12 protein-coding genes and 2 pseudogenes are annotated in these 13,112 nt (G+C 62.1%); 9 read left to right on the top strand and 5 right to left on the bottom strand.

Annotated features, from left to right (window positions below; genetic code table 11):
- Positions 1-471: pseudogene (locus F788_RS14195) on the top strand (transposase); the annotation flags it as partial.
- 90 nt (positions 472-561) lie between these two features.
- Here the strand turns inward: F788_RS14195 and F788_RS0113110 are convergent.
- Entirely contained in the window at positions 562-1,428 is an 867-nt protein-coding gene (locus tag F788_RS0113110) for a formylglycine-generating enzyme family protein (protein WP_018869231.1), read from the bottom strand.
- Positions 1,429-1,612: 184 nt separating this feature from the next.
- On the opposite strand from F788_RS0113110, the gene F788_RS0113105 reads away from it, so the two are divergent.
- From F788_RS0113105 to F788_RS0113075, 7 genes are all read left to right on the top strand, one after another.
- Positions 1,613-2,164 (top strand): GspH/FimT family pseudopilin, encoded by a 552-nt coding sequence (locus F788_RS0113105; protein WP_019590468.1) that lies wholly within the window; start codon positions 1,613-1,615, stop codon positions 2,162-2,164.
- A gap of 100 nt (positions 2,165-2,264) precedes the next feature.
- Positions 2,265-2,783, top strand: coding sequence for a GspH/FimT family pseudopilin (locus F788_RS0113100; RefSeq protein ID WP_019590467.1), 519 nt, complete (start codon positions 2,265-2,267; stop codon positions 2,781-2,783).
- Between the two features lie 35 nt (positions 2,784-2,818).
- On the top strand, positions 2,819-3,325 hold the full coding sequence (pilV, locus tag F788_RS0113095; RefSeq protein ID WP_019590466.1) for a type IV pilus modification protein PilV: 507 nt from the start codon (positions 2,819-2,821) through the stop codon (positions 3,323-3,325).
- Positions 3,322-4,374: a PilW family protein gene (locus F788_RS0113090; RefSeq protein ID WP_019590465.1), complete on the top strand. Its 1,053-nt coding sequence runs from the start codon at positions 3,322-3,324 to the stop codon at positions 4,372-4,374. The genes pilV and F788_RS0113090 overlap by 4 nt, the downstream gene beginning before the upstream one ends.
- Positions 4,375-4,389: 15 nt before the next feature.
- Complete coding sequence (locus F788_RS0113085; protein WP_019590464.1) at positions 4,390-4,926, top strand: PilX N-terminal domain-containing pilus assembly protein; 537 nt, start codon at positions 4,390-4,392, stop codon at positions 4,924-4,926.
- Positions 4,927-4,969: 43 nt separating this feature from the next.
- Positions 4,970-9,553, top strand: coding sequence for a pilus assembly protein (locus F788_RS13525; protein WP_019590463.1), 4,584 nt, complete (start codon positions 4,970-4,972; stop codon positions 9,551-9,553).
- A gap of 65 nt (positions 9,554-9,618) precedes the next feature.
- A complete protein-coding gene (locus tag F788_RS0113075) occupies positions 9,619-10,050 on the top strand; it encodes a type IV pilin protein (protein ID WP_038037624.1) in 432 nt (143 codons plus the stop codon).
- An 84-nt stretch (positions 10,051-10,134) separates the two neighbouring features.
- Here the strand turns inward: F788_RS0113075 and F788_RS0113070 are convergent, their stop codons facing one another.
- Positions 10,135-10,656: a hypothetical protein gene (locus tag F788_RS0113070; RefSeq protein ID WP_019592877.1), complete on the bottom strand. Its 522-nt coding sequence runs from the start codon at positions 10,654-10,656 to the stop codon at positions 10,135-10,137.
- A 359-nt stretch (positions 10,657-11,015) separates the two neighbouring features.
- Between F788_RS0113070 and F788_RS13835 the strand changes: the two genes are divergently transcribed.
- Positions 11,016-11,714 carry a DUF3800 domain-containing protein gene (locus F788_RS13835; RefSeq protein ID WP_026332795.1) on the top strand — a complete coding sequence of 233 codons (699 nt, stop codon included), beginning with the start codon at positions 11,016-11,018 and terminating at the stop codon, positions 11,712-11,714.
- Positions 11,715-11,832: 118 nt separating this feature from the next.
- Here the strand turns inward: F788_RS13835 and F788_RS0113060 are convergent, their stop codons facing one another.
- The 3 genes and pseudogenes from F788_RS0113060 to F788_RS14190 form a co-directional block, all read right to left on the bottom strand.
- Entirely contained in the window at positions 11,833-12,213 is a 381-nt protein-coding gene (locus F788_RS0113060; protein WP_019590458.1) for a type II toxin-antitoxin system VapC family toxin, read from the bottom strand.
- Positions 12,210-12,416 (bottom strand): AbrB/MazE/SpoVT family DNA-binding domain-containing protein, encoded by a 207-nt coding sequence (locus F788_RS0113055; protein WP_018869243.1) that lies wholly within the window; start codon positions 12,414-12,416, stop codon positions 12,210-12,212. Before F788_RS0113055 ends, F788_RS0113060 begins: the two co-directional genes overlap by 4 nt.
- A 249-nt stretch (positions 12,417-12,665) precedes the next feature.
- Positions 12,666-13,112: pseudogene (locus F788_RS14190) on the bottom strand (transposase); the annotation flags it as partial.

Genomic DNA, 13,112 nt, shown 5'->3' with positions numbered 1-13,112 from the left:
GACTGGTCGGACGAGACGCGCAACGTGGCGGCGGCGCTGTTCCGGCTGGAGCACAACCGCAACGAGCAGGATCTGCTGGAAGTGCTGGGCCGTCTGGTGGAATGGCTGCGGTCCCCGGAGCAGACGGGGTTGCGGCGCTCGTTCGTGGTGTGGATGCGCCGGGTGATGCTCCCGCATCGAGCACCGGGGATGGAACTGCCGCCGTTCAACGACCTTCAGGACTTGCACGAGGTACACGACATGCTGGCCGAACGGATCAAGCACTGGCCCGACCGGTGGATCGAGGAAGGGCGCCAGGAAGGGCGCGAGGAAGGGCGCCAGGAAGGACTTCAGGAAGGACTTCAGGAAGGACGTCGCGAGACCGCGCGCAATCTGATCCGGTCTGCCGAGATGGATGACCGCACGATTGCCGAAATCGTTGGGTTGTCAGTCGAGGAGGTGACCCGGATACGGGAAAATCCTTCGCAGTGACCCGCCCGGTCCGCATCATCCGGTGCGGGTAGATGCCGGACCGAGCACGATGCCTTTAATCGCCGGAAGCGCAGCGACGAACCGCCGGCGCTACCCCTCCAGCTCCCGCAGCACGCGAAATCCCAGGTTGGTGTCCATCTCGTCCACGTTGCGGCGCCGGCGGGCGGCGCTGCGCGTGAGCACCGCCGGGTCGAACCACGAGCCGCCCTTGGTCACCAGCCACTCGTTATCCGGCTCCGGCCCGTAAACCCCGTCGCGCGGCAGGCTGGCGTGGTTGTCGTGCCAGGGCGTCGCGGTGAACTCCTGCACGTTCCCGTGCATGTCGTACAGCCCCCACAGGTTCGGCTGAAAACTGCCCACATCCAGCGGCCGGTTCAGCGGAAAGCACGCCGGGATATACCACTTGCGCCGCTGGCGCCGCTCCTCGTACGGGAACAGCGAATTGAAATGCACGTCGCGGCAGCCCACCACCTCGCCGAACGCGAACGGCGTGGTCGTCCCCGCGCGGCAGGCATGTTCCCACTCGGCCTCGGTCGGCAGGCGGTAACGCTGCCCGGTCTCCTCGCTCAGCCACTCCAGATACTTGCGCACTCCCGCCGGCTTGATGTTGAACATCGGCGTGCGCGGCGTCTTCGGGCGCACCAGCCAGTCCCAGCGCTCGTGCCCGGTGGCCTCCTCGAAGGCCAGCCACTCCTCCAGCGTGACCGTAAAACGCCCCAGCGCGAACGGCCGCTCCAGCGTCACCAGCCGCCGCGGGCCCTCGTGCTCCTGGCGCCCGAACTCCCGCGCATCGGAACCGATCTCGAGCTCTCCCGGCGGGATCACCACCAGCTCCGGCGTGGGCACGCCCGACCGGGCCTCGTCGCGGAAAACCGTGTCCCGGCGCGCCTCCCGCGCGGCCTGCTGCTGCAGCTCCAGCAACTGCGCCTGATCCATCTGCTGAACGTTCTTCGCCATCATCCCTCCGGGTGACTCCACGGCTCTACCCAATAAGGCAGCGCCCGGGGTGCCGGGTTCCCGCGAACCCGCCGGGCCCGCGCCTCGCCACAATGCCCTTGCAGCCACGGCGCCCGCGCGCTAGCTTGCCACCCTGGGCGAGCCAAACGCCCGCAACCATGTCCGGACTCAGGGAGGAGCCGACGTGACCCCTACCCCATACCGCCCGCGGACCCGCGGGCTCACGCTCATCGAACTGCTCGTGGCCCTGCTGGTCTTCGTCCTGCTGGTGACCGTGGGCATCCCGTCGTTTGCGCAACTCGTGGACCGGTTCCGGCTGATCGCCACCACCAACGAACTCGTCACCGCTCTCCATCATGCACGCAGCGAGGCCGTCCGGACCGCTGCGCCGGTTACTCTCTGTGCCAGTGCCAACGGCGTTCACTGTTCCGACGATGCCCGTTGGGAGTCCGGGTGGCTGGTTTTCCACAACCCCGGTCTCGCAACCCAGCCTGCCAGTGCGAACGACATCCTTCGCCGGCGGCAGGGGAACCCCGACGGGGGCCTGGAAATCCGTGGCAATCTCCCGGTGCGGCATCGCGTCACCTACGGAGCGCTCGGCGCCACCCGGCGCCTCTCCGGCGCGCTCCAGATGGGTACGCTGAGAATTTGCAACGAAGCAGCAGGCCGGGCCGTCGTCATCAACCGCGCCGGTCGCCCTCGCGTCGCCCATCAGGGCTGCCCGTTCGATCCATAACCATTCGGTAGCCTTTGCCGACCGTTCGGCACTGAAACCCTTGCTCGTCACATGGCTTGCGCTCATAGTGAAATCGACCGATTCCACAAGGACCCGCGGCATGTCTCGTAACGCTATCGGATTCACCCTGATCGAGCTGATGGTCACCATCGCGGTGGCGGCCATCCTGCTCACGGTCGCCGTTCCCGGTTTCCAGAGTCTGGTACAGAACAACCGGGCCACCACGGCCGCGAACCAACTCAGTACAGCGTTTAATTTCGCTCGCAGCGAAGCGGTCACTCGCGGGGTCGAGGTTTCTGTCTGCCCGGTCGATGCCGGCGGCGACTGGCACGCGGACGGCTGGCGGGTGGTTCTGGGGAATGATTGTGCCGCGTCCGAAATGGCCGATCCCTTGCGCCGCTGGGAGGACATCTCCGGTCGGGTCGTCATCGACGACAACATCGAGGACCAGAGCCACGTCACCTTCGGCCCGCTGGGCGGGCGCGAAAGCCCCGGGCGGGATGATCAGAGCGATCCCATGTTCTACGTCTATGCCGAGAACTGCTCCGGCGAACGTGCACGGGATCTGAACATTGGACCTGGCGGCAAGGTCGGCATCGTCCGCTCCGATTGCCCCTGATCCGCGAGGACCGAAGAATGCAAGGCAAAACCGCAATGACCCAATCGCGATTCCAGCAACGCCCGGTGCCCCGCAAGTCCCGGGGCGTCACCCTCATCGAGGTGCTCGTTGCCGTACTCGTCCTGTCGATCGGCCTGATCGGACTCGCTGCCCTGCAGGCCAACGCGCTGCAGGCCAATCACAGTTCGTACATGCGTTCCCAGGCCACCAACCTGGCCTACGACATCGCCGACCGCATGCGGACCAATCGCGAAGCGGCGCTGGACGGTGATTACGACACCGATTTCGATGACGACGAGCCGACTGACGGGATCTGCAACGACGACCTGAATCCGAGCGGGGGGCTCGCTTCCCAGGACCTCGCGGAATGGAAAAACGCTCTCCTTTGCTCGCTGCCCTCGGCGCAGGGCAGCGTCTCCCGCAGTGGTGACACCTTCACGATCACCGTTCGCTGGCAGGAAGACCGCATCGACGATGACGATGACGACGACGCTCCGGCCGATGGTTACACCGAAGAATTTACCACGGAGACCGAGATATGAACGACGCCAACGGGAAACGGATACCGGCGGTCGTCTCTTCGGTGCGAGGTCTTACGCTCGTCGAACTGATGGTCGCGATCCTGCTCGGTCTGTTGCTCACGGCCGGCGTCATCAACGTGTTCATCGGCACGCAGCAGACCAACCGTACTCAGGAAGCCATGTCCAGTGTGCAGGAAACCGGCCGCTTCGCCCTCGATGTTATCGCGCGCGACGCGCGCGAGGCTGGGTACGGTGGGTGCCCCGGATCGGTCAATAACCTCCTCAATACCGCTAGCGCCGATTATGACCCCGATCTGCATGAGCCCGGGGCCGGCTTTATCAATGCCGATGAGCCGGACAACCCGAGCCCCGAGCGGGGAGACATCCTGACCGTCTCGTCCATGGGTTCGGTCGGCGGTGGTCCGTTCGAAGCGGAGGGTGGTACGCAGCAAGAATTTCAACTCAGTGAAGGGGATCCCACGCAGGTTAGTCAGGGACAGATTCTTCTCATCGCCGATCCTTCCACGGGGGTGTGCGAACAATTCCAGAACGTCGAGGCTCAGCAGGGTGAGATCGACCGTGGCCCCGGACAGGATGAGGATGTCGATCCTGGCAACATCGAGGTGGACTATGTCGATTTTAATGGCCCGATTGATATCTTCGCGCTGTCCCGCAGGAGCTATTATGTCGGGCAATCACCAGACGGCGAGACCTACAGCCTTTACCGCCGGACGACGACTTCGGACGGCGATGGAAATCCCGTTCACGAAACCGTCGAGATTGTCGCCGGTGTATACGACATGAGTGTGGAGTATGGTCTCGACACGAACGACAATGGCCATGTAGACGAATTTGAGTGGGCCAGCGACATGGGGACGGGCGACTGGGAGAATGCCGTTGCGGTGCGTGTCCATCTCCTCGTTTACAACGGTCAGGCAGACAACGTCGTCGATCAGGCCCGACAGGAGCATTTTTTCCCCACGTCCGGAGGTAATCTCTTTAATGCGCCAGACCGGCGGCTCTATCAGACGTTCAGTACCACCGTCGGTGCCCGGAACCTGCTCGACTGATCCCGAGGTCATGATATGAGAACCCAACCAACCCAAGCGGCCTGTGCCAACCGCGGGAAGCAGCACCAGCAGGGGGCCGCGCTGGTCGTCGGCCTGATCCTCCTGGTCGTGATCACGCTACTCGCGGTCGCCGGCATGCAGAACACCGTGCTGCAGGAACGCATGGCCGGCAACATGCATGATCGCAATCTTGCGTTCCAGGCGGCCGAAGCCGCACTTCGCCAGGGCGAACGTCAGGCGATGAATGACGGTACCTCTCACGCTGATCTGCCGAGTGATTTTCGTTCCGGAGATCCTGAAGCCTGGTTCAAGCGCCTGGTCGATGATGGAGAGGGGAGTTCTGCCACATCGGAGATCTCGGGTCTGTATGCGCAACCCCGGTTTTACATCGAGAGGCTCGATGTCGAGTTTGAAGATGAAGGGTCGGACCCGGACGACATCGTCGACGACGAGTATGGGCAGGTTGATGAGCGTGTCGTGTACCGCGTCACTTCCGTAGCGAGGGGTGGCTCGCAGAACACGATCGTGATTCTGCAATCCACCCGCCGGTGATTTTTTGCCCGCCGGGAACAGGTGGGATCCAGGAGATGTAGCCATGTCAGATAAAGTTAAAGCAAAGGGTTTGCACGTTCGTAAGGGCGCCGCATTCAAGCGCAAGACCCTGGCGTACACGGTTACGCTCGCGGCTTTTTCAGTTCCAGCACTGGGAACCGCCAGTGAAATCTCCCAGGTCCCATTGTTCCTGACCCAGTCGGTGCCGCCTCAGGCGATGCTTTCTTTGTCCAATGACCACCAACTCTATTTCGAGGCTTATCCCGATTATGCCGATCTGACCGGCGACGGCCGTGCCGAAGCGGGGTATAACCATGATGTCGATTACTATGGTTATTTTGATAGTTACAAGTGCTACACTCACTCGGGTGGAGTATTTGATCCGCGGTCGGAAACGGACGACAAGTACTGTAGTGGAAGTCAATGGAGCGGGAACTTTCTGAATTACGTCTCGATGGCTCGCATCGACGTGGTGCGGAAGATTCTCTATGGCGGATATCGATCAACGGATACCTCCAGCGAGACTATTCTCGAGCGTACCTACCTTCCCAACGACGTGCACAGTTGGGTGCGCCACTATGACGGAGACGATCTTGATCGACTGACGCCCTACGACCTGCCGGAGGAGAGTACGGCGAGACTTGATCAATCGATCACTATTCCGTCAGGTTCACGTGACGGCGGCGGGGATCGGATCTGGATTGACCCGAACTGGTCGGGGGCGGCGCCTGAGATGGGAGACCAGATCCGCATGACCGACCGGGATAACTCAGGTCGGGAAATGCTCGGCGTAGTGCGCGGTTTTGGCTGGAACGGCGCCGAGATTCAGGTAACCCATTCAACGGGCGAAGGACAGACCGGAGAAAGCTGGGACGTCATCAATCATTCTCGCCGGGGCGTCAGCTTCTGTAACACCACTGCAACAAGTTCCACGCTCTCCCAGAACGTGACTGACCCGCCGCTGATCCGAGTCGCTGAAGGTGATTACAGCATGTGGGCGGCGAACGAACGCTGGCAGTGCCAGTGGTTCGAGGAGGAATCGTATACGGGACACTCGGAGATGGAGATCGGGGGGCGCGCTTTCAGCAATGGCAATCCGATGGGGGACAGTGGCCTAACGGCGAATGCCGGGAATCCGCGCAACAGCGTTCGGAAAGATGAGTTGTCCGTCAGGGTCAGCGCCTGTGTGGATGGGCTCGTCGGCGGAGAAGACTGCGAGATGTATCCGGATGGCAACCTGAAACCCGTGGGGCTTCTCCAGGAGTACGGTGCCGAGGACGAGATCGAGTTCGGGTTGATGAGCGGGACGTACGCCAGGAACCGCTCGGGTGGCGCACTGCGCAAGCCCGTCGGCTCGATGGCGGACGAGATCCGGTTTGATACCGACGGAACGTTTACCAGACCGGCCGATAGCGGCGGCATCATCGAGACGCTGGACGGTTTCCGCATCTATGGCTACCGCCACGATGATGGCACGTATTTCGGGCGTTGGGGCAGTGACGATTGCCAGTGGGGCCTTGGCTCCTTCAACGACGGGCAGTGCACGAACTGGGGCAACCCACAGTCTGAAATGTACCTGGAAACCCTGCGCTATTTTGCCGGGCTTGAGCCAACTCCTGCTTTTCTCCCGAACGGTTCTACAGACTTCATGGACCTCCCGGTGGAGTCCGATTGGGAGGACCCGCTGACGGACGAGACCTGGTGTACGTCGATCAACGTCATCCAGTTCAACAGTTCGGTGTCGTCGTACGATTCTGAGCGCCTGGGAGGGTTCAGCGATCTCTCTGTCGGTTCGCTGGGCATCTGGACCGACGCAGTCGGTAGCGGCGAGGGAATTCACGGCGCCGAGTGGTTCGTGGGTGAAGTCGGGTCCAACGACGACCAGTTGTGCACTCCCAAGACGATCAACAATCTTTCGGATGCGCGCGGGGTGTGCCCGGAAGCGCCCCGGCTTGGGGGCAGCTACCACATCGCCGGGCTCGCCCACTTCGCGCACACCGATACCCTGAGAACCGACCTGCAGGACGCGGCCGGTGAGACGGCGGATGTGCAGGCCGAAACCTACGGCGTTGCCCTGGCTCCAGCCGTGCCCAGGATCGAGATCCCCCGCCCCGGAGAAACAGATTCGGCGGTAATACTGCAGCCAGCGTGTCGGAATGACAGCGTGGGCGGTGAATGTGCGATCGCGGATTTCGCGGTTGTTGAACAGGATCTTGATGAGGGGACGGGCTCGTTCTTCGTTCAGTGGGAGGACAGTGAACAGGGCGGCGATTTTGATATGGATGCTAACGGTGTCCTGAGCTACGAGATTGACGGGAACAGCATTCGCATCACCAGTAACGTGTTCAGTCAGTCGACACCAAACGAGATGGGATTCGGTTTCGTGGTGCAAGGGACAACCCGGGATGGGTTCCATGTGTATTCCGGGATCAATGGTTTCTCCCGGTCGGGGCAGGCCGGTGTACCATCGTGTTCCGGATGTTCCCAGGATGACCCCCCCGTCAGCCATGAATTCCAGCTGACGGGGGCGACCGATGTGGGAACGCTGGAAGAGCCACTGTGGTACGCGTCGAAATGGGGTGGCTTCACGAAGGCGCGTCGCGATTCGGATCCGCAATTCCCGAATGACCCGGAGACCTGGGATGCGGATGGCGATGGGGTCCCGGACAACTATTTCTTCGCCATCGATCCGTCTGAACTGGCGGAAAATCTCGCCGAGGTATTCGAGACCGTACAGAGGACCGGGGGGGCGGCTACCTCGGTCGCCGAAAGCTCGACCGAGCTGGCCCCGGAAGGCCAGACGCTCGTTTATCAGGCGCAGCTGGATTCCGAGGACTGGTCGGGCGACCTGGTGGCCTACGAGATCGATCCCTTCACCCTGGATTTCGATCAGCAATGGTCCGCCGCAGAGCAAATGCCCGACCATTTCCAGCGGAACCTCATTACCCGGAATATCGATTCCGGGACCGGAGCCGCGTTCCAGTGGGGCGGGGCGCTGCAGGAAGATGTGCTGAATGACTTGGGGTATACGCAGGAGCTGATGGATTACCTCAGAGGTGACCAGAGCCTCGAACGGCAGGAGGGGGGGGATTTCCGCGATCGTTCCCGGTTGATCGGGGACATCGTGAATTCGAATCCGGCGTTTCAGGGGCACCGAACCAACTTCGGGTTCTCGGGATCGGATTACCAGCAGTTCAGAGCAGACAACAGGGACTACGTTGAAGCGGTGTATGTCGGGACGAATGCGGGCATGGTCCATGCGTTCGATGGCAATACCGGAGAAGAACTCTTCGCCTACATTCCGGGGATGTTGTTGGAGCACCTGCCCGAACTGGCAGAGCCGGACTACGAGCATCGATTCTTCGTTGATGGCCAGCAGACGATTGCTCACGCCCAGGATGAAGATGGTGACTGGATGACCGTTCTGGTCGGGACCCTGGGAGGGGGTGGCCGCGGTGTGTATGCGCTGGATGTGACCGATCCGGAGAGCGTTGGTCCTGATAGTGTCCTCTGGGAAATCTCCGGAGACGACTATGATCGCCTCGGCCATATCTTTGGAGGGGTGACGGTGGGTCGTCTGGAATCGGACGGGGACTTTTATGCTCTCTTTGGAAATGGATACCTGAGCAATGATGGCACCGCGAGTCTGTTCGCAGTGGAGCTCGCTACGGGAGATGTCGATGTCATCGAGCTGAACGGGGCGGCTGACAACGGCATGTCAGAACCGGTGTTTCGTGCCGACAGCTCACGAAATCTGTTCGAGGCTTATGCGGGCGATCTCCACGGAAATATGTGGAAGATGGATAACCTGCGCGTACAAGGAAACGTACGTGTGGATGAGGAATTGTTGTTCGTCGCGGAGGATCCGGATGAAGGAGACAGGCAGCCGATCACGTCCAAACCAGCGGTCGGCCGGCATCCGGATGGTGGTGCGATGGTGTTCTTTGGCACTGGCCAGTTCTTCCTGGAGGGCGACAACATCGTGGAGGATGACGACCAAGTGCAGTCGGTTTACGGCGTGAGGAGCGAGGCCCCCGATGTCGCTCAGGGCCCGAGCCCTTCAAAACCCTTTGGTCGTAACAACCTCCTCCAGCAGGAGTTCGTGGGGGAGGGGGAAATTGAAGGTTTCTCGGTGCGTGTAACCACGCAGAATGACGAACTCGATGAAGATCATGCGGGGTGGTACCTCGATCTGGATCCCGCTACCTACGCCAACCGCGGAGAGAGGGTTATCGAACAGCCGATATTGCTTGATGGTCGGGTCGAATTCGTTACGATGACGCCGCTGCCCGACCCATGTTCCGGTGGTGGTACGTCCTCGCTGTTCGCGCTGGACGCCCGGACAGGCAGCCGAGTGGATGCGCCCGTATTCGACCTGGACGGTACCGGGTCCTTCGGGGACGGGGACATGATCGAGATCGATGGTGAGCTGGTTCCGCCGTCCGCGGTAGACCCGGGGCTCGGCATCATGGGGCAGCCGACGGTGATCGATGACCCGGAGACTGGTACGCGGGTTCGTGTGCTTAGCGGTACGGGCGGTGTCGGGGAGGAGTCGGCGACAGTTGATGATATCCGTGCGCCCGGCGACCCAGCGGACACCTCTCGCAGCTGGCGGCAGCTGCGTTGACCTGCAAACGATGCCCGGGCGCTTCGACACGCGCTCGGGCATCACTCACCGGAGTGCAACACGTGATGAAACGGAAACTATCAACGCCGGAAGCGGGAGGCTTTCGTGCTCAAGGCTTTACGCTTATCGAACTGATGATCGTGGTCGCGATTCTGGCGATCATCGTCTCGATTGGTTACCCGGCTTATTTGAACCACGTGGATAACTCGTGGCGGGCCAAGGCGACGGGGTGTCTTGCGGAGCTGGCACAGGCGATGGAGCGTGAAAGGACCAGCACCATGAATTACCCCACCAACCTTCCGGATCGGGGATGTCGTAGCGAAATTCAAGGTGAGGGGCGTTACAGCTTCAGCTTGTCTTCGGACTCCGACACGAGCAGCTTCACCATCGAAGCCAACGCTCAGGGGCGCCAGGCGAATGATGGCTGTGGCGATCTTTCGCTGGACCATACTGGAGACCGCACCACGCAGAACGGCAGCGTATCCCAGTGCTGGTAACCGCAGACCGACGAGACTGATTGTCTCGTCGGTCCGGGCGATGTCTCGCCATCGCGGAACGGAGAGCTGCCCCTCGGCTCCAATTCACTCGCCCCCTGACGGGGTGCCGTGTAGTTCGGCGAGGTGCTGCTCGTGCAGTTCCCAGATCCGCGGGGCGATCGCCCCGCGTGATCCGGGGTAGGTGAGGCGGTCGGGGTCGAAATCGGTCAGGTATTCGATCTCGGTGCAGCGCAGTTCGCCGGCGATCACGTTGAAGATAAGCAGCTGGGTCCCGCGTTCGGCCAGCGGGACCAGGGCACCGATCACGCCGGTGTCGTTCAGCCCGGGTTCGCCCCGGGCGTCTCCTTCCTCGGCCGGCGGGCGCACCAGCGTGCCCAGCAGTTCCTGGAACGCCTGGTCGCAGGCGTAGCACACCTCCGGAGCGCGCAGACCCTGTACCCGTTCGCAGGCCGCGCGGATGTCGTCATCCGGCAGCATGGTGCGTTCGGGCGGCAGGGTCACGCGGTTGGCGCTGCCGTTGGGCAGCAGCCGCGGCACCGATTCGCGGCAGGAGGGACAGTGCCAGGTGGCTACGCGAGGGCCTTCGACGATATTGCTGGGGGGCATGCGGCACCGCTGGTTGCGTACACGTCCGGCGAGTATACGACCCCGCCGCACCCGCCCAAAATCGCGCCGCATCGCGCAGGGGGCTGCGCTCCCACAAGGTAACCCCGGCCCGCAGGAGGCCAGCCCTCTGGCCGATTGGGGTATCCTGCGATGCCGCATCGCGTTGAGGCTCGCACTCCTCGCTCGTTCCCGTGTCCGGCTCTTGACATTGGGGCGATCCGGTCGCAGCATCCATTATGCGAGTCGGGTAGCGTTGCCTTATCCTGCAATGTTTGGAGTTCCGTTACTCCCTCGGCTCCCTCAAAAATGTCTGAATGGCCGCCATCAGGGCGGCCTTTTTGTAAGCGGGCAGGGAAGCCATGCATCTCCTTTACCTGGATGAGTCAGGGAGCGTCGCGAATTCGGCCGAGGATTTCTTCGTCCTGGCTGGCGTGAGTGTCTTCGAGCGCAAGGCCCATTTCCTCGAGGACGAGCTTAACGCGATTGCGGCCCGCTTCGATCCACAAAATCCTCACGGTGTCGAGCTCCATGGCTCTCCCATGCGCAGCGGCAAGAATGCCTGGCGCAGGGTCTCTCGGGAAGATCGGACGCAGGCCATGGAGGATGCACTGGATGTTGTGGTGGGGCATCACCCTCAGGGCGTTCGCCTGTTTGGCGGAGCCGTGCGCAAGACGGGGATTCCGGGCGAAGATCCGGTGGAACACCTTTTCGAGCAACTTTGCAGCCGGTTCGATCTGTTCCTGAAGCGCTGTTACGCCCGGCACGGCGATCCTCAGCGGGGCCTGATCCTTCTGGATAAATCCTCTACCGAGCAGGGGATTCAGTCTCTGGCGCGAGATTTCAAGCACTACGGACACGCCTGGGGAAAGACGTACAACTACGCCGAAGTCCCGGTGTTCCTTGATTCGAGAGCGTCGCGTTTGATCCAGCTGGCGGATCTGGTGGCCCATGCGATCTATCGGCATCACGAACGCGGGGACAGCGCGCTGTTCAACCGAATTTCGCACTGTTTCGATTCGCAGGGACCGACGCGACACGGGTATTACGTGCGTGATTGACCGCGCGCTGGATCGCGCAGGGGGCTGCGCTCCCACAAGGTAACCCCGGCCCGCAGGAGGCGAGCCCTCTCGCCGATTTGGGTGTTGGACAGGCCCGATCGGCCAGAGGGCTGACCTCTTACGGGGAAGGCTTCGGGATGTAGTGAACAGCCGGAAGCCCGTCAAAATCGGCGTCCTGGGTCCAGAGGTCGGCCTGATGGGCGCGCGCCGTGGCGTAGATGATGCTGTCGGCGAGCGGGAGACCATGCTGGTTGCCGAGACTCGCGGCGGACAGGGCCAAAGGCCCCGTGAGTTCGACGAGTTCGCCCTGCTGCATCAATGCGGCTGCCTGCAAGGCTGCCGCCTCGTCTCGTTGCTGGAGTATCCGTTTGAAGACTTCGTAGAGGCTGATCGTTGGGACGATCAGTTCTCGCGTGGTCTCGATGGCGTCTGCAAAAGCTTCGGCATTGGGGCCGTCGGCAAAGTATTCCAGCCACGCGGACGAATCGACCACGTTCACACGCGATCTCCCTCGCGCGGGACATCAGGGTCAATGCCCTTGAGGAACCCCCGCATCTCGCTCATACGCCGCTCGGGAATCAGTTCGATACGGTCGTCGTACGCAATAATCTGCACCTTCTGGCCTGCACGAAGATGCAGCGCCTCGCGTACCGCCCTGGGGATGACGACCTGATATTTCGGAGAGATGGTGAGGGCTTCCATTTTCAGCACCCTGATCGATCGCTATTCCGTTTTACCAATGTATCATCGATCCCGAAGATGGGCGAAGGTTCGCGTACCCCCCCCCCGTTGGAGGCCAGCCCTCTGGCCGATCTCCCCGTCCATGCTCAGGTGTCAGCCCCCGGTGGCCCCAGCAGGGACTCGCGCCTGTCCGCGTCCAGGATCCCGACGATCAAGGCACCGATATCGGTCCGGCATCGATCCAGGCCGGATAATCCGAACTGGGGCGGGTCACTGCGGAGGAGTTTCCCGTATCCGGGTCACCTCCTCGACTGACAACCCAACGATTTCGGCAATCGTGCGGTCATCCATCTCGGTAGACCGGATCAGATTGCGCGCGGCTTCGCGACGTCCTTCCTGGCGCCCTTCCTGGCGTCCCTCCTCGCGCCCTTCCTCGATCCACCGGTCGGGCCAGTGCTTGATCCGTTCGGCCAGCATGTCGTGTACCTCGTGCAAGTCCTGAAGGTCGTTGAACGGCGGCAGTTCCATCCCCGGTGCTCGATGCGGGAGCATCACCCGGCGCATCCACACCACGAACGAGCGCCGCAACCCCGTCTGCTCCGGGGACCGCAGCCATTCCACCAGACGGCCCAGCACTTCCAGCAGATCCTGCTCGTTGCGGTTGTGCTCCAGCCGGAACAGCGCCGCCGCCACGTTGCGCGTCTCGTCCGACCAGTC

Origin of the sequence: Thioalkalivibrio sp. ALE10, assembly GCF_000381385.1 — a bacterium.
Taxonomy (GTDB): domain Bacteria; phylum Pseudomonadota; class Gammaproteobacteria; order Ectothiorhodospirales; family Ectothiorhodospiraceae; genus Thioalkalivibrio.
Note: the sequence above shows the minus strand (reverse complement) of the source record. Positions and strands in the feature narration are given on the sequence as shown.